Consider the following 16164-nt stretch of genomic DNA (forward strand, 5'->3'; position numbering starts at 1 on the left):
CTATGCACGATCAACAGCTGTTACGCTATAGCCGTCAAATTATGTTGCCCGCCGTTGACATTGCCGGTCAGCAAGCGTTGTTGGATGCTCGTGTTCTTATTATCGGCATGGGAGGCTTAGGGTCTCCAGCGGCACTGTATTGTGCGGCGGCGGGTGTTGGTACTTTGGCTATTAGTGATTTTGATGAGGTTGATCTGTCCAACTTACAGCGCCAGATTGTGCATCGTCAGGCAAGTATTGGGCAGTTAAAAGTGGACTCAGCCAAAGTCACTTTAAATGGTCTGAACCCTGAATGCCAAATTATTACCTTACCGGAAAAGCTCACGGGTGCCGCCTTATTGGAGCAAGTCCGTTTAGCAGATGTGGTACTGGATTGTAGTGATCGCTTTTCCACTCGCTTTGCGATTAACCAAGCCTGTGTCACAGCTAAAACCCCTTTGGTTTCCGGTGCGGCGATTCAGTTTGGTGGTCAGCTTTCGGTTTTTGATTCCCGAGAAGCCAACAGCCCTTGCTATCGCTGCTTGTACGATGACAGCGATGATGAAGCCCTGCGTTGTGCCGAAAACGGTGTGATTGCGCCTTTAGTTGGCGTGATCGGCACGATGCAGGCGTTAGAAGCGATCAAGCTGATTTCTGGTGCTGGTAAGGCGGCGGTGGGTCGTTTATTGGTGTTCGATGCCCTTAACACCCAATGGCGTAGTATGACGCTAAGCCAAGACCCTGCCTGCCCTGTGTGTGGTTTTGAGAACACAGGCTTTTAGAGCACTGTCTTTTAGAATACAGACAATGAAGGTTCTGGTTCCTGCTGTAAAAGTTCGGCCAGAATCTTTAGACCTCGCTCAAGATGGTTGGCCGACCAGGCACTGCTGGAGGATAAACGAATCGCTTGAGGTGCTCTATATTGGGCGACCACAAAACTATCCTCTCCAATCACCTTGACGCCTTGCTTATCGGCCTGTTGAATAAACTCCGAACTGCGCCACTGCACGGGCAGCTCTAGCCATGCATGTAAACTATGGGGGTTTATACGGCTTTTATAATGGCCTAGATACTGTTCAATCAGCTGGTTACGATGGCTAAGCTCCTGTTTCTGCTCCTCCAATAACCGCTTCGCTAAACCACTGGTAATCCAACGGCTGCAAATTTCTGCCAGTAGTGGACTTGTCATCCAGTTAGAGGCTCGCAGCGCATTAGATATCTGGGTACGTACTTCGTCCGGTGCGACAATCCAGCCGACCCTTAATCCTGCGGCAAGTGTTTTAGACGCACTATTAATATAGATCACTTGGTCCGGCGCTATTTCTGCTAATGGCGCAGGGGCGTTCGTTAGCAGGTTAGAGTTCACCGAATCTTCAATAATCCAAACATGGTAGCGGCGGGCAACATCTACCAACGCTTCTCGGCGGCTGTTTGACATAATGGCATTGGTTGGATTTTGTAACGATGGCGTACAGTAAAGCACTCTAGGCGCGAACTGCTTACAGGCATCCTCAAAAGCCTCAGGGATAACGCCCTCTTCATCCATCGCCACTGGCTGCGCCCGTAGATTGAGTTGGTGAGTGACCGCCATAAAACCGGGGTAAGTGATCGCCTCCGAAAGAATGCTATCCCCAGGCCGTGTTAAAGCCAATAAGCTGAGCATAATCGCATTTTGCCCACCGCCGGTAATGATCAGGTTGTCAGCGGAGGTATTAAGTCCTGTCAGCTTGAGCCACTCAACCGCAGCTTCCCGATGAGAGAGCATCCCCACATCCGGTTGATAGCCCAGCAGACGGTTCATCTGTTCTGGCTCTGTGGCTAGCTGAGCCATCGTTTGGCTCAACTCTTTGGCGCGATCTTTAGCTATAGGCAGATTAAGACGTAGATCAACGCTATCTGGCTCACTTTCACCGGTAATCTTAAAGCGGTGGCCTTGGGCATGTTGGGTGGCGATAAAAGTACCTCGCCCAACACGGGCATTCACTAAGCTACGGCGTTCTGCTTCTGCATAAGCGCGGGTAATTGTACCGACCGTCACTTTTAGCGTATCGGCAAGGGCGCGATGAGTGGGAAGGCGGTCGCCATGGTTTAAATCACCCTGCTTAATGGCATCGGCTATGGCATCGGCAATCGCCATATAGCGCGGCCCTGAATAGTGCTCAAGTTTTGGAATCCACATTAGGCATCTACCTGATTATTGTCATGGTGACAATAAAATGTTTGATTAAATTGTATCTATTAAAATATAGTGACAATCAGCGAGTGGTTAGCTTTGTATTGATACATTTTAGGCGGGTATCTGTATTAGGACAATAACCACTTTTATCACGACGCTAAAAATCAGCATAACGATACAGATAAAGGGGTGGGCAGATGGATATGGGTAGTATGTTTTTTTCGATAGAAGGTTTTTACCTTCCTGTCGCACTGTTTGTGCTATCGACCGCCGGTACACCGGGGCCGAATAATATTATTTTAACGGCGACAGGTGCGCAGTTTGGTTATTGGAAAACGCTTCCCGTGGTGTATGGCGTTATTGTGGGAATGGCGTCTCAACTGTTGATGGTGGCTGCAGGTTTAGGGTTAATCTTTCAGCAATGGCCGGTGCTACATACGATACTAAAATTTATCGGTGGCGCTTATTTGATCTGGCTTGCGATCAAGATTCTTCGCAGCCCTGCACATCAGCAAACAGCCGTAGAAGATGAGCAGCCCATTAGTTTTATCCAAATGGCTCTTTTTCAATATTTAAATCCAAAAGCTTGGGTTATGACCCTGTCGATGGTCTCCGCATTTTCTATTGCTGGGGAGGCTTATTGGTCGTCAGTATTGATGATTATTCTAGTGGCTTTTGTGGTGATGAATATGACTCAAAACGCTTGGGCGGGTTTCGGAAGCATGATTGGTCACTTATTAACGTCTGACAAAAACCGGATGCGGTTCAATATGTTAATGGCGACACTAACGACGCTCTCGGTTTATTTTGTTTTGCGATAATTAAGCTGGCAGCTAATCAACAGACCAGCATTGATAATAGGATTATAAAAAAAGGGATACAATCTTTGATTGTACCCCTTTTTGTTACAAATAATTCTCACCAACACCCATGGCTATTGTCCGGCTGATAGCAGCAAAGGAGCGGCCAGATTCCTGTCGCCATTGGTTAAAGGCATCTTGAGCTTCCTGCATCGACTTTTTACTGGTTGGGCTAGTGGCTGTTACGACGTTATGAGCTTTTAGGTAAGCCCATACATCGTTAGAGAAGATAAAGGTATCGACACCCAGCTGGCGCAGGGCGTAAGGGCCGGTATTACCCCCTAGGCGTTTGCCGTGCTTTTTCAGGTGTTGCCATAGGCCAACAATATCGTCTTTTGGCCAGTTGGCGATAAAGTTAGCAAAGCTTTTGTGCTCAAACTGTAGATCGTAGATCATCTGGGCGTTGTGCTTGATGGTCATCACCTTACTCAGGTTGCGGATGATTTTGGGGTCTTTGGCCTTCTGTTCCCACTGTTCGTCGCTGAGCAGTAACAGCGTATCTGGCTCAAAGTTGAAGAAGTGTTCCTCAAAATCTGGCCATTTTTGTTCCACAACTCGCCAAACAAACCCTGACTGAAACACTGATTTGGTTAATTGAGCCAGATAGCGGCTGTCATCTTTTGCGAGTAATTCAGCCGTTGTCAGTGTTGTTGGCAGTAGAGCTTCAAGGGCTGCTTCGCCCCCTTTTCGTTCCGCCGCGCGCTGATAGATCTGGTCAAAATGTTCCATGATGTTCCTTACCGTCAAAAATGGCTTAAGCGGTGCGTTTTAATTTAGCCATGTAAAAGCCGTCGCTATTAAACATAGAGGGGTAAAGTGTTACTTGCTCTACAAGCTCGAAGGCTCCGCTGCAATTTTTCAGAAAGTGTGCAACTTGCTCCTCATTTTCTTGGGGAAGAATACTGCAAGTTGCATAAACCACTTCGCCACCCACTTTTGCCATCTTACTGTAGCGCTGCAGAATATCTTGCTGTGTGGCGCAAAGCTGGTCGAGATCGGTAAACATCGGGTTCCATTTCGCCTCAGGATTGCGACGAAGAACACCCAGACCTGTACAGGGAACATCCAGTAATACACGATCAGCACTAGCACGCAGGCGTTTAATTTGCGTCGATGATTCGATCAAGCGGGTTTCTAGGTTATTGATACCGGTACGTTTGGCGCGTTTACGCAGCTGATCCAGTTTTCTTTGCTCAATATCCATCGCAATAATGCGACCTTTATTTTGCATTAAAGCTGCGATATGCAAGGTTTTACCACCGGTTCCTGCGCAGGCATCAACGGTTAACATGCCCGGTAACGGCGCTAGCAGTCGTGCAATATGCTGGGAGCCTAAGTCCTGTTGCTCAAACCAACCATCTTGAAAGCATTTGCTACGAAACAGCGGTACATCACCACGAATAATTAACGCATCAGGTTGATTAGGGACTAATTCACTGGGAATCTGCTCTGCTTTAAGCTGTTGCTGTAACTGTTCTCGGGAGCCTTTCAGGAGGTTAACGCGTACATAGCGCAGCGGTGCCTGAGCCAGTGCCGCCCGTTCCGTTGCCCAGCGAGGGCCTAACTGTGCCCGCCCCATATTATCCAGCCACTCTGGGCAGCCATCATTTAACTGAGGGTCTTCCTGTGCCTGACGAATACGACGGAAATCAATACTGAAGCTCGGTTTTTTCCCTTTGGTTTTTTTAATAGCCGGTGCGCGCCCCTGCTCTGTTAACCATGCCAGAAGCAAACGTTCTGGTGCTTTAATATCCGCGGCATCGTCTAATTCTGCAATATACAGATAGAAGTTTAAGCGACGCATGATGTCGCCTGTTGCCGTAACAATTCTGCCCTGTTCAATAGCGGTCATCTCATGGCGAGAGAAATGGTGCGCGTAGCAACGATCCAGAGGCTTTTTATATTGCAGAACATCAATCAGTAGTGCGGTGACAACATCATTAAAGGTTGATGGGGCAATGGCCTTTGAGCCTCGTCCAGCGGTAGAAGAGCGACCCGGTGGCCTTGTTGGGCGTGCAGATTGCCCCGATGAGCGTGCTGAATGTCTTCCCGCATTTTTTGCAGAGGGCTTCTTAGGGGATCGTGACGGCTTTTTTGAGGACATGGGATAACAAACTCATTCAGAAACAGGAGGCAGATCCGGCGGGCTTTAGCGCACAAAAAAGCACGCCTGCCAAACCAATCAGGGCTGGCATCATAAGTATTTGACCGCCTGCCCGCAATGGTTTTAATGGTCGGTATTTTTATCTATCAGCGTCTTTTATACCGCTTGGCGTTTAAGTCGAATTAAAGTAAGCCGGTAAATAAAATAGAGTGCTGTGAATAAGTAAAAGAAATGCTGTAAATAGGTAAAGCAAAGTCGCCTAAATTGGCTTAGGTCATGCTTGCGGCCGATATTGATTGTTAGTAGCTGTTATACGTTTAGGCTTGGTGCGAGGAATGATACTTGATGAGGTCTTTATGATAATTAAAAACGTATTTTTAGGTGGCGTTCTAACCGCCCTAGCGGCATCTGCAATGGCTAATGATCATTCGAATGAGCCAATCTCTCCGGTACAACCGGTTAAAGAGATTAATCTGGCGCTCTCGGAGCTGGGTAAAAAATTATACTTTGATCCACGGCTTTCAGCATCTGGTTTTATTTCCTGTAACTCCTGCCATAACCTGAGTATGGGCGGCACTGATAACCTGAAAACATCGATTGGCCACAAGTGGCAGCAGGGGCCTATTAACTCGCCAACGGTACTTAACTCTAGCCTGAGTTTGGCTCAGTTCTGGGACGGTCGCGCTGGTGACTTAAAAGAGCAAGCTGGAGGGCCTATTGCTAATCCAGGTGAGATGGCTTCAACCCATACTTTGGCCGTTGATGTTGTGGCTTCTATTCCTCGTTATGTTCAGGAGTTTAAGCTGGTATTTAATGATAGTGGCACGGTTAATATTGACCGTATTACTGATGCTATCGCTGAATTTGAAAAGACACTGGTTACACCGAACTCACGTTTTGATAAATGGCTTCTAGGTGATGAAATGGCCATTAATGATTATGAGAAGCAAGGCTATAAGCTGTTTAAAGACAGCGGCTGTGTGGCTTGTCATAACGGTGAAGCCGTTGGCGGAAACTCGTATCAGAAAATGGGCGTTGTGGAGCCGTACCAAACCAGTAACAACGTTGAGGGTCGTGCTGCGGTTACTGGTCAAGATGTTGATCGTTTTACCTTTAAGGTTCCAACCTTGCGCAATGTTGAGCTAACGTATCCCTACTTCCATGATGGTGAAGCAAAAACCTTGACTGAATCGGTTGATGTTATGGGGCGCTTGCAGTTAGGACGAAAATTCTCTACCGACGAGAATGCTAAAATTGTTGCTTTTCTGAAGACGCTAACTGGAGATCAACCGCAGTTTTTGATGCCGATTTTGCCGCCATCAGTGGATGGGACACCGGAGCCACGCCCATTCGATTAATGGATTAATGATTGTACGCTGAAAGAGTCAATTTAAGCCTTGAAGGATCTTGAGAAAGCTTGAGATAAATATCCTTCAGGGCTTTTTCTTAAGATAGCGAGACGCCTAGACAGGTAGATATGTGGATAGATATATGTGTAGATAGATAGGTTTTACCGATAAAGCTTATTGGAATAACCTTATAGCTATTATTAATAAGCTGCTGTTAAATTAGGGGTATAGTTTTTAAGCCCGCTAGACTAAAAAAGCAGGAGTTACATCATGGAAAATACAGAAAAACAAGTGATCGGTATGCCACGCTTAAACGAGCCAGCCCCAGCTTTTAATGCCCCAACCACTGATGGCGTTAAAACATTGGAAGATTACAAAGGTAAATGGTTGGTATTGTTTTCACACCCCGCTGACTTTACTCCAGTGTGTACGACTGAGTTTATGGCATTTGCCAAAATGGCACCTGAGTTTAATAAGCGTAATTGTGAGCTGCTGGGTTTATCTATTGATAGCCATCATTCACATATTGCTTGGATGCGTAATATCAAAGAAAAATTTGGTGTTGAAATTCCATTTCCGATTATCGCTGATCTAAAAATGGAAGTGGCTCAAGCCTACGGTATGATCCACCCTGGTGCGGCTGATACTTCTGCGGTTCGAGCGACCTTTATGATTGATCCAAACGGTATTCTTCGGGCGATGGTTTACTATCCGATGAGTAATGGTCGTTCAATTCCAGAGTTCTTGCGCCTGTTAGATGCTCTGCAAACCAGTGATGAGCATGGTGTGGCAACACCTGAAGGCTGGATGCCGGGGGACAAAGTTATTGTACCGCCTGCGGCAACAGCGGAAGCGGCTGAAGAGAGAATGAACTCCGGTGATTATGACTGTGTTGATTTCTATTACTGTACTAAACAGTTGTAGCTAATACTGGTTATAACAAAAGTTATAACGCGCTTTTTGTATAAAAAGAAACCCCCGTTAGCCTAGGCTAACGGGGGTTCTTTTTTGTATCTGTGAATTTAACGCATTAGCTGTAAGCGCTTATTTAGCGGCTTTCATTGCGGTTTCAATCCACTGATCAAAGGTTTTCTGGTTTGCTTTGATCCAAAGGTCAGCATGGCGCTCAATATCTTTTACAGAATCTTGGCCGTTGCTGATCATCATGTTTTCACCGCTGATCGCATTGATAGGCAGTTTCATGATTTGGAACAGTTTAGCGGCTGCTGGATTTTCTTTGGCCCATGCTTTATTCGCAACGATACGCTCTGAGTTGATATCAAAGCCGTAGTTTTTACCGTTAGGTAGCTTGGTATCGGTGCCGTTTGGATTGGCGGAGTAAGGTACTTCTAACCATACGACATCTTTTCCTGGAACCAGTTTTCCCGATACCCAGTAAGGTGTCCAAGTGTAGTATAGAATCGATTCGCCATCGTTGTAACGGGCGATGGTGTCAGAAATAATCGCAGCATATTGACCTTGTTTGTGGGTGATATGATCCCGCAAACCAAACTCAGTTAGTTGGTGTTCGATCACGCCTTCACAACCCCAGCCTGCTTGGCAGCCCGTTAAATCTGCTTTGCCATCGCCATTGGTATCAAATAGCTTCGCCAGTTTAGGGTCTTTCAGATCGGTGATTTTGGTAATACCGTATTTATCGGCGGTTTTTTTGTCAATCAGGTAGCCCTGTGCAGCCCCTGTTACATAGGTGCCTTCGCGGTAGAACACCTTGTCGCCACCGGCATTGTCATACATGTTGTTATGCAGAGGGAACCAGTTAACCGCCATATAGGTGATATCACCGCTGGCGATTGCGGTATAGCCTGCACTGTAATCAACTTCTTTGATGGGTTTGACATCGTAACCCAGCTTTTCTAGTGCTTTGTTAACAATAACCGTTTGGAATTTCTCTTCAGCGATAGGGCTTTGAATAGCCTGAACGCTGACACCTTCACCAGGCAGTGATGCCGCAAAAGCTGCGGTGCTTAAGCTGGCGCTTAAGGCGATAGCAGTTGCGATTGATGAAACGGTGATCTTTGTTTTGTCTTTATTGGTCGGTGTTTTCATGCGGTTCTCCGTAGACTCTTTTTATAGAAAAGTTTTTTTCTGGTAACCATCAAGCAAAAAATAATAAGTGGGTTTAAGCGCGGCCAATTAGACGGCGAGTGAGACCTACAGGGCCGACTTCGTACCAGTGGCGAACACCTCGGCTGCGAGCATCTTGACCAAGAGCCTGAGTCATGCGATCTAGGATGATGGCTAGAATAACGATACCCACACCACCAACAGTGGCAAGACCGATATCAAGACGACCAATACCTCGTAAAACCATAAGACCCAAGCCGCCTACAGAGATCATTGAAGCGATAACAACCATCGACAGGCAAAGCATCAGGGTTTGGTTAACGCCAGCCATAATGGTTGGCATGGCAAGCGGTAGCTGAACTTTGAAGAGCATCTGGCGAGGGTTTGCACCAAAGGAGTGGGCCGCTTCAATAAGGTCAGAAGGTACTTGGCGAATGCCTAAGTTGGTCAGACGAATAATCGGCGGCATGGCGAAGATAATGGTCACCACCACACCAGGTACATTACCGATACCAAATAGCATCACAATCGGTACGAGATAAACAAACGCAGGGGTGGTTTGCATCGCATCTAATGTGGGTCGCAGGATATGGTTTATTTTGTCGCTGCGTGCCATCAAAATACCAAATGGAAGACCGATCAGTGCGCAGAAGAATACAGAGGTAAGCACCAGAGAGAGGGTGGTCATCGCCTCGCTCCAAGCGCCAATACCGCCTAGAATAAACAAGCTAATAATAGTGCCAATTGCGAGGCGTTTATTCGCCAGTTGCCACGCCAATAAACCAAAAATAATGATCATTACAAACGGATGTGTTGCATTTAGTAATGTATCAATAGAGGTTAACGTGGCATCAATAGGTGTTTTTATGGCGCTAAAGAAAGGACGGAAGTTACCCACAACCCAAGAGAGGCCATCTTCAACCCAGCCTTCTAAGGGAATCCATGATTCCGCGAATGGGTCTGCAAAAGATCGCACATCTTCAATAACGGGAGCGACATCACCATTCAGCCAATCTTCACTCTGGGTCACTTCTTCAGAGGAACGCTCTGCATTACCCCAAGGATTATCTGCGTGGGCTGGCTCGGTAGCGAAGGGGTTATCTGTTTCGGTGTTTTGCGTATTTTCAGCAAAGGGATTGTTTTCGGTGCTCATGGTTATATCTCCCTATCCAAGGTTTCCAGTAGACGACCTTTACTAATGTTTCCTAGGTATTTCTGGTGTTCATCAATAACAGGTACGGCATAACTGGTTTTGGCGACTATCCCGATCAGATCACCAATGGATGTTTCGGCAGACACAGGTTTTGGCTCGGTCAGTAGTGCTTTCTCTAAAGTTAGGTCGGTATGAATGACTTCTTTTAGTGAGTCGACAGAGACAACGCCGATGAAAGTGCCGCGTTTATCGACGACGTAACCATAATCTCGATCGTTATCTTGCAGTAGCTTAAGGCTGGCTCTAAGTCCTTCGCTGGAATCTTTGCGAACAATGGTGACTTGAGTTTTACGGGCGATATCTTTGGCGCTAAAGACATTGGATACGTCTACGCCTTTGAAGAATGAGCGCACGTAATCATTGGCTGGGTTGTGCAAGATTTCATCGGGAGTGCCTGTTTGTACTACTTCTCCGCCCTGCATAATGGCGATGCGATCACCGATACGCATTGCTTCGTCTAAGTCATGGGAGATAAAGACGATGGTGCGCTGGTGATCTGCCTGTAACTTCAGCAGCTCATCTTGCATCTCTGTGCGGATTAAAGGATCAAGGGCAGAAAAGGCCTCATCCATCAACATAACGTCAGGGTTGTTTGCTAATGCACGGGCTAGGCCAACCCTTTGCTGCATCCCGCCGGATAATTCATCGGGGTAAGATTCCGCGTGGGCCGCAAGGCCAACTTGGTCAAGGGCATCTAAAGCTTTGGCGTGACGCGCTTCTACAGATTCGCCTGCCAGCTCTAAGCCAAAGGCTGTGTTATCCAGTACGCTCATGTGCGGCATCAAGGCAAAGGACTGGAAGACCATACTGATTTTTTTACGGCGCACTTGTCTGAGCTGCTCATCGTTCATGGCGGCAATATCTTCGCCGTCAATGAGTACATGGCCTCTCGTCGGCTCAATTAAGCGATTAAGCAAGCGTACTAGCGTTGATTTACCAGAGCCTGATAAACCCATTATGACGAAAATTTCGCCTTCATTAATGGATAGACTGGCATCTTTAACCCCAACGGTTTGACCGGTTTGGGAGAATATTTCGTCTTTATTGATGCCTTGATCAAGCAAGGAAAGGGCTTTGGCTGGATTTTCACCAAAGATTTTATAGAGGTTTTTGATTTCGAGTTTAACCGACATAGATCTGGGTAAGATTCCTGAGTCGTGAACAAGAAAGGTTGATTAGTGGGCTAATGAAAATAGTGGGTGGCAACCCCGTTATAGCGCTAATAACCCTGTTTTTAGTTATAGGTGTATGTTTATTATTACCATACAGGTTTTATGTTAATTGGTAAACGTTCAACGGTATTGGGATTTTAAAATCTAATTTAGTTAAAAAACCTAAATAAAAGTATCTTTATAGACTTCATCTGTTCCAAATAGCTTTAAATAGTAAGATGCTCTAAATAAGTGCATGGGAAATGGTGAGGGATGATTGAGGTGGTCCCTTAAGTATTGTTGTATAAGTAACGATTACAAAAGGTTTGTGGTCTATTGTTTTTGTGGGTTGGTTCTTGTGGGTTGGCAGGCCTCATAAGATAGGCCAAAAAAAAACCGCGCCTATTGATTTCAATAAATGATCTCAATAGAGGCGGTTTGGGGGATAGCGAGATAAGGGCTAGCCCAGTTTTTCTTTTAGCAGCTGGTTAACCATTTGCGGATTAGCCGTGCCTTTAGAGGCTTTCATGACCTGACCGACAAAGAAGCCGACCATTTTGCCGCGTTTATCTTCCGGTGCGGCTTGATACTGCTCAACCTGTTGCGGGTTGCTGGCTAAAACTTCATCGACGACAGCAGCAATTGCGCCGGTGTCGGTGACTTGTTTTAGGCCTTTTGCATCGATAATGTCATCGGCGGTTGCACCTTCCCCTGCCCATAGCGCGGCAAAGACTTGTTTAGCGGCTTTACCGTTAATGGTGTTATCCATAACGCGGGCAACAAGATCGCCTAGCTGTTGTGCTGAAACAGGGCTGTTTTCAATATCCAGACCCTCTTTGTTCAGCTGTCCAGCCAGTTCACCCATCACCCAGTTCGCAGCCAGTTTTGCATCGTTGCAACGATCTTTAACTTGCTCAAAGTATTCTGCCATTGGGCGGGTGGCTGATAGCACACCGGCGTCATAGGAAGAAAGACCTAGCTCATCAATAAAGCGCTGTTTTTTCTGCTTAGGCAGCTCAGGCATTTCAGAACGAATATGCTCGATATAAGCTTCGTCCAGCTCAACCGGCAGTAGATCTGGGCAGGGGAAGTAACGGTAATCGTTGGCTTCTTCTTTGCTGCGCATCGGGCGTGTTTCGTTCTTTTCAGAATCGTACAGACGGGTTTCCTGTTTGACCCGGCCACCATCTTCAATTAGTTCAATCTGGCGCTCAATTTCGTGGTTGATCGCTTTTTCGATGAACTTAAAGGAGTTGATGTTTTTAACTTCAGCACGGGTGCCGTATTCTTCCTGCCCTTTCGGACGTACAGAAACGTTAGCATCGCAGCGCATGGAGCCTTCAGCCATATTGCCATCTGAAATACCCAGATAGGTGACAATGCTGTGGATCGCTTTGATATAGGCAATGGCTTCTTTTGCTGAGCGAATATCCGGCTCGGATACGATCTCTAGCAGAGGAGTACCGGCGCGGTTAAGATCGATACCGGTCATGCCACGGCCATGATCATCGGTATAGGTCTCATGTAGAGACTTACCTGCATCTTCTTCTAGGTGGGCGTGGTGAATGCGAATCTGGCGAATCTTGCCTTCTTCCGGTTCCACTTCAATAATACCGGTACCTACGATAGGTAGATCGTTTTGAGTGGTTTGGTAGCCTTTAGGTAGATCAGGGTAGAAGTAGTTTTTACGCTCAAAAACAGACTTCATGCCAATTTCGGCTTCAACACCTAAACCAAACTTAACGGCCATTTCAACGGCGCTTTCATTCAGTACCGGTAAAATGCCCGGTAGGCCTAAATCAATGGCGCAGGCTTGGGTGTTTGGTTCCGAGCCAAAGGCAATGCTGGCGCCGGAGAAAATTTTAGACTGGGTGGCGAGCTGAACATGAATCTCCAGCCCGATCACTGCTTCCCATTCCATAGTGCTATCCTCTTAAACGGGTCTTAAACGGGGTTCGTTGTAACTACTCACCCGAACTTGGGGCCAGTTGGTGCCAGTTGGTTGCCTTCTGGAACTGGTGCGCAGCATTGAGCAGTTGAGACTCTTTAAAGTGTCCTGCCAAAATCTGCAAGCCAACTGGGCGGCCATTAATCTGGCCTGCCGGTACAGAAATACCGGGTAGACCCGCTAGGTTTACGGCTAACGTGTAAATATCTTCCATATACATTTGAACGGGGTCGTCGCTGTTGCTACCTAGATCAAAAGCTGGGGTTGGTGTTGTTGGCCCCATGATTAGATCGACTTCGTTAAATGCATTCAGGAAATCTTGCTGGATCAGGCGGCGGATACGTTGGGCTTTACGGTAGTAAGCGTCGTAATAGCCTTCTGATAGCGCATAAGTACCCACAAGAATACGGCGTTGTACTTCTTTGCCGAAACCCTCTCCGCGAGAACGTTTGTAGAGATCTTCTAAGTTTTCAGGGTTCTCACAGCGGTAGCCGTAACGAACACCGTCAAAACGGGATAGATTTGAAGAAGCTTCTGCAGGGGCAATAATGTAATAAGACGGAATAGCCAGCATGGTGTTCGGCAGACTGATCTCTTGGATCGTTGCGCCAAGCTTTTCAAACTCTTTAACCGAAGCCATGATGGCATCAGACATCTCTGCCGACAGTTCTTTACCAAAGTACTCTTTTGGCAAGCCGATACGTAGGCCGCTAAGAGGTTGATCCAATCCTTCGGTATAATCCGGTACAGATTTTTTCAGTGAGGTAGAGTCTTTAGGATCAAAGCCCGCCATCTCATTGAGCATCAGCGCACAGTCTTCAGCGGTGCGTGCCATTGGGCCGCCCTGATCAAGACTGGATGCGTAGGCCACCATACCCCAGCGAGAAACGCGACCATAGGTCGGTTTAAGGCCGGTGATACCGCAGAATGCTGCCGGCTGGCGAATAGAGCCACCGGTGTCTGTACCCGTTGCGCCTGGGGCTAAACGAGCCGCTACAGCCGCCGCAGAGCCTCCAGAGGAACCGCCGGGAACGGCTTTAAGATCCCACGGGTTTTTTACCGCGCCAAAATAGCTATTCTCGTTGGAAGAGCCCATGGCGAACTCATCCATATTGGTTTTACCCAAGGACACCATGCCTGCATGGTTAAAATTACTAACAACCGTTGCATCGTAAGGTGCAACAAAGTTGGCTAGCATTTTAGAGGCACATGTTGTCAGTACACCATTGGTGCAGAAAATGTCTTTGTGAGCCATTGGCACGCCGGTCAGCGCTTTAGCATGACCGCTTGCACGAGTTTCATCAGCGGCTTTTGCTTGAGCCAAAGCTTGCTCAGGCGTTACGGTGATAAAGCTGTTGTACTGGCTGTCTAGTGCGTCAATGCGCCCTAGAAAATGGCGGGTCAGTTCGACGCTTGAGAAGTCACCGTCGGCAAGACCTTTGGCAAGTTCAGCGATAGTCTTGTTGTGCATGGGGGATTAAATCCTTTGCTACGGTTTTTGGATACCGTTCCTACGTTAATGTTAATAACTACGGTTAATAACTACGTTAGGATAGAGTCTTGTTCAGGGATTGCGGGATCTTACTGAGATCACTCAATAACCTTAGGTACCAGAAACAAACCAGCTTCAGTGGCTGGAGCGTTTTGCTGGAAATGCTCGCGCTGATTGCTCTCAGTCACTTCGTCATGACGTAAGCGCTGAGTTGCATCCAGAGGATGAGCCAGTGGGTCCGTACCTTCGATATCCACCGATTGCATCTGATTAACCAGTTCTAAAATACTGGATAGATTGCGGGTGTATTCTGGGATGTCATTGTCTTCGATTTTGAGTCGCGCTAAGTGAGCGACTTTTTCAACATCGGATCGTTCTAGAGCCATGATGTCTCTTCCTGCCCTGATTGAGCCACTAATGGCCAAAGGCCTTTACTTACCGCAGTCACTAACGTTAATGAGCGGTGCTCATGTTAATGAGAAGTGCCCATTCGGTTAATGACAGGTGCGAAGGCGCGGTGGCGTGGCATTTATCGGATTAAATCATAAAGATCGGGTTAAATAACAAAATAGACGCGTAATTTAACATATTTCCGCGCCGCTAGCACATTTGTATCTTGCCGTGGGGGGCTGCGGTTGATAGAGTTCTGCCAGCACAGGGTAAATTGGATTTAGGTGAAAAAAACCACATGTTTAAACGACTCAGAGGACTGTTTTCAAGCGATTTGTCCATCGACTTGGGTACAGCGAACACTTTGATCTATGTCCGCGGTCGCGGCGTAGTTTTGGATGAGCCTTCAGTTGTGGCTATCCGTCATCATGGAAATCAGCGCACTGTTGCAGCTGTAGGCTTGGACGCCAAACGTATGCTGGGTCGTACACCCGGCAATATCACCGCCATCCGCCCAATGAAAGATGGTGTTATTGCAGATTTTCATGTAACTGAGAAAATGCTGCAGCACTTTATTAATAAAGTGCACGAGAACAGTTTTCTAACTCCAAGTCCCCGTGTTTTGGTTTGTGTACCTTGCATGTCAACTCAGGTTGAGCGTCGCGCGATTCGTGAATCTGCGATGGGTGCAGGCGCTCGTGAAGTATTCTTGATTGAAGAGCCTATGGCTGCTGCAATCGGTGCGGGACTGCCCGTCGATGAAGCCAACGGTTCTATGGTGGTTGATATCGGTGGTGGTACGACTGAAATTGCGATTATCTCCCTAAACGGGGTGGTATATGCACAGTCTGTGCGTGTAGGTGGGGATCGCTTTGATGAAGCTATTGTCTCTTACGTGCGCCGTCATTACGGTAGCTTGATTGGTGAAGCTACAGCAGAGCGTATTAAAGAAGAGATTGGTTGTGCCTATCCAGGGAGCGAGCTACGTGAGATTGATGTGCGCGGCCGTAACCTTGCTGAAGGTATTCCACGTAGCTTTACGCTGAACTCGAATGAAATTCTAGAAGCTCTGCAAGAGCCTCTGTCGTCTATCGTTCAAGCGGTTAAAAGTGCGCTGGAACAATCGCCACCTGAGCTAGCTTCTGATATCGCCGAGCGCGGTCTGGTTCTAACTGGTGGTGGTGCCTTGCTACGTGATATTGATAAATTGATCGCTGATGAAACCGGCTTGCCCGTTATTATCGCCGAAGAGCCTCTTACCTGTGTTGCTCGTGGCGGTGGTCGTGCTCTGGAAATGATCGATCAGCACACGTTTGACCTACTCTCTACAGAAGGTTAAACGTTAGCGAGTGACCTAAATCACAGCTAAACGAAATGGCGGTTTGAATACCGCCATTTTTTTGTTTACTCTTCCTAA

14 protein-coding genes are annotated in these 16164 nt (G+C 47.2%); 5 read left to right on the forward strand and 9 right to left on the reverse strand.

The features are described from left to right. Positions 1-2: 2 nt before the first annotated feature. Complete coding sequence (locus G517_RS0103320) at positions 3-761, forward strand: HesA/MoeB/ThiF family protein (protein WP_028303220.1); 759 nt, start codon at positions 3-5, stop codon at positions 759-761. A gap of 11 nt (positions 762-772) precedes the next feature. Here the strand turns inward: G517_RS0103320 and ehuR are convergent, their stop codons facing one another. Further along, positions 773-2158 carry a MocR-like ectoine utilization transcription factor EhuR gene (gene ehuR, locus G517_RS0103325; RefSeq protein WP_028303221.1) on the reverse strand — a complete coding sequence of 462 codons (1386 nt, stop codon included), beginning with the start codon at positions 2156-2158 and terminating at the stop codon, positions 773-775. A 194-nt stretch (positions 2159-2352) separates the two neighbouring features. Between ehuR and G517_RS0103330 the strand changes: the two genes are divergently transcribed. After that, positions 2353-2976 (forward strand): LysE family translocator, encoded by a 624-nt coding sequence (locus G517_RS0103330; protein ID WP_051205971.1) that lies wholly within the window; start codon positions 2353-2355, stop codon positions 2974-2976. 84 nt (positions 2977-3060) lie between these two features. Here the strand turns inward: G517_RS0103330 and G517_RS0103335 are convergent, their stop codons facing one another. Together G517_RS0103335 and G517_RS0103340 are read right to left on the reverse strand one after the other, a co-directional pair. Then, a complete protein-coding gene (locus G517_RS0103335; RefSeq protein ID WP_036590257.1) occupies positions 3061-3744 on the reverse strand; it encodes a DNA-3-methyladenine glycosylase I in 684 nt (227 codons plus the stop codon). Between the two features lie 25 nt (positions 3745-3769). After that, positions 3770-5119 carry an RsmB/NOP family class I SAM-dependent RNA methyltransferase gene (locus G517_RS0103340; RefSeq protein ID WP_084632039.1) on the reverse strand — a complete coding sequence of 450 codons (1350 nt, stop codon included), beginning with the start codon at positions 5117-5119 and terminating at the stop codon, positions 3770-3772. A gap of 356 nt (positions 5120-5475) precedes the next feature. On the opposite strand from G517_RS0103340, the gene G517_RS0103345 reads away from it, so the two are divergent. Together G517_RS0103345 and G517_RS0103350 are read left to right on the forward strand one after the other, a co-directional pair. After that, complete coding sequence (locus G517_RS0103345) at positions 5476-6477, forward strand: cytochrome-c peroxidase (protein ID WP_028303225.1); 1002 nt, start codon at positions 5476-5478, stop codon at positions 6475-6477. A 261-nt stretch (positions 6478-6738) separates the two neighbouring features. Then, positions 6739-7392, forward strand: a complete 654-nt coding sequence (locus tag G517_RS0103350; RefSeq protein WP_028303226.1) for a peroxiredoxin — start codon at positions 6739-6741, stop codon at positions 7390-7392. Between the two features lie 120 nt (positions 7393-7512). Here the strand turns inward: G517_RS0103350 and proX are convergent, their stop codons facing one another. The 6 genes from proX to gatC form a co-directional block, all read right to left on the reverse strand. Further along, positions 7513-8535, reverse strand: coding sequence for a glycine betaine/L-proline ABC transporter substrate-binding protein ProX (gene proX, locus G517_RS0103355; protein ID WP_051205973.1), 1023 nt, complete (start codon positions 8533-8535; stop codon positions 7513-7515). A gap of 73 nt (positions 8536-8608) precedes the next feature. After that, positions 8609-9706, reverse strand: coding sequence for a glycine betaine/L-proline ABC transporter permease ProW (proW, locus tag G517_RS0103360; RefSeq protein WP_028303228.1), 1098 nt, complete (start codon positions 9704-9706; stop codon positions 8609-8611). Positions 9707-9708: 2 nt separating this feature from the next. Continuing rightward, positions 9709-10899, reverse strand: a complete 1191-nt coding sequence (proV, locus tag G517_RS0103365; RefSeq protein WP_028303229.1) for a glycine betaine/L-proline ABC transporter ATP-binding protein ProV — start codon at positions 10897-10899, stop codon at positions 9709-9711. A 478-nt stretch (positions 10900-11377) separates the two neighbouring features. Then, positions 11378-12838, reverse strand: coding sequence for an Asp-tRNA(Asn)/Glu-tRNA(Gln) amidotransferase subunit GatB (gene gatB / locus G517_RS0103370; protein WP_028303230.1), 1461 nt, complete (start codon positions 12836-12838; stop codon positions 11378-11380). 43 nt (positions 12839-12881) lie between these two features. Continuing rightward, positions 12882-14336 (reverse strand): Asp-tRNA(Asn)/Glu-tRNA(Gln) amidotransferase subunit GatA, encoded by a 1455-nt coding sequence (gene gatA / locus G517_RS0103375; protein WP_028303231.1) that lies wholly within the window; start codon positions 14334-14336, stop codon positions 12882-12884. A gap of 119 nt (positions 14337-14455) precedes the next feature. After that, positions 14456-14743: an Asp-tRNA(Asn)/Glu-tRNA(Gln) amidotransferase subunit GatC gene (gene gatC, locus G517_RS0103380; RefSeq protein ID WP_028303232.1), complete on the reverse strand. Its 288-nt coding sequence runs from the start codon at positions 14741-14743 to the stop codon at positions 14456-14458. 302 nt (positions 14744-15045) lie between these two features. Here gatC and G517_RS0103390 point away from each other — a divergent pair, with 302 nt between their 5' ends. Then, on the forward strand, positions 15046-16086 hold the full coding sequence (locus G517_RS0103390) for a rod shape-determining protein (RefSeq protein ID WP_028303233.1): 1041 nt from the start codon (positions 15046-15048) through the stop codon (positions 16084-16086). Positions 16087-16164: the final 78 nt, after the last annotated feature.

This window comes from Oceanospirillum maris DSM 6286 (genome assembly GCF_000422865.1).
GTDB lineage: Bacteria > Pseudomonadota > Gammaproteobacteria > Pseudomonadales > Halomonadaceae > Oceanospirillum > Oceanospirillum maris.

What these genes read in the sequence shown, in the direction of transcription:
- proV (WP_028303229.1), bottom strand. Translation starts at nt 10,899, where the DNA reads ATGTCGGTTAAACTCGAAATCAAAAACCTCTATAAAATCTTTGGTGAA.
- G517_RS0103350 (WP_028303226.1), top strand. Translation starts at nt 6,739, where the DNA reads ATGGAAAATACAGAAAAACAAGTGATCGGTATGCCACGCTTAAACGAG.
- proW (WP_028303228.1), bottom strand. Translation starts at nt 9,706, where the DNA reads ATGAGCACCGAAAACAATCCCTTTGCTGAAAATACGCAAAACACCGAA.
- G517_RS0103335 (WP_036590257.1), bottom strand. Translation starts at nt 3,744, where the DNA reads ATGGAACATTTTGACCAGATCTATCAGCGCGCGGCGGAACGAAAAGGG.
- gatC (WP_028303232.1), bottom strand. Translation starts at nt 14,743, where the DNA reads ATGGCTCTAGAACGATCCGATGTTGAAAAAGTCGCTCACTTAGCGCGA.
- G517_RS0103340 (WP_084632039.1), bottom strand. Translation starts at nt 5,119, where the DNA reads ATGTCCTCAAAAAAGCCGTCACGATCCCCTAAGAAGCCCTCTGCAAAA.
- gatA (WP_028303231.1), bottom strand. Translation starts at nt 14,336, where the DNA reads ATGCACAACAAGACTATCGCTGAACTTGCCAAAGGTCTTGCCGACGGT.
- G517_RS0103345 (WP_028303225.1), top strand. Translation starts at nt 5,476, where the DNA reads ATGATAATTAAAAACGTATTTTTAGGTGGCGTTCTAACCGCCCTAGCG.
- ehuR (WP_028303221.1), bottom strand. Translation starts at nt 2,158, where the DNA reads ATGTGGATTCCAAAACTTGAGCACTATTCAGGGCCGCGCTATATGGCG.
- G517_RS0103390 (WP_028303233.1), top strand. Translation starts at nt 15,046, where the DNA reads ATGTTTAAACGACTCAGAGGACTGTTTTCAAGCGATTTGTCCATCGAC.
- gatB (WP_028303230.1), bottom strand. Translation starts at nt 12,838, where the DNA reads ATGGAATGGGAAGCAGTGATCGGGCTGGAGATTCATGTTCAGCTCGCC.
- proX (WP_051205973.1), bottom strand. Translation starts at nt 8,535, where the DNA reads ATGAAAACACCGACCAATAAAGACAAAACAAAGATCACCGTTTCATCA.
- G517_RS0103320 (WP_028303220.1), top strand. Translation starts at nt 3, where the DNA reads ATGCACGATCAACAGCTGTTACGCTATAGCCGTCAAATTATGTTGCCC.
- G517_RS0103330 (WP_051205971.1), top strand. Translation starts at nt 2,353, where the DNA reads ATGGATATGGGTAGTATGTTTTTTTCGATAGAAGGTTTTTACCTTCCT.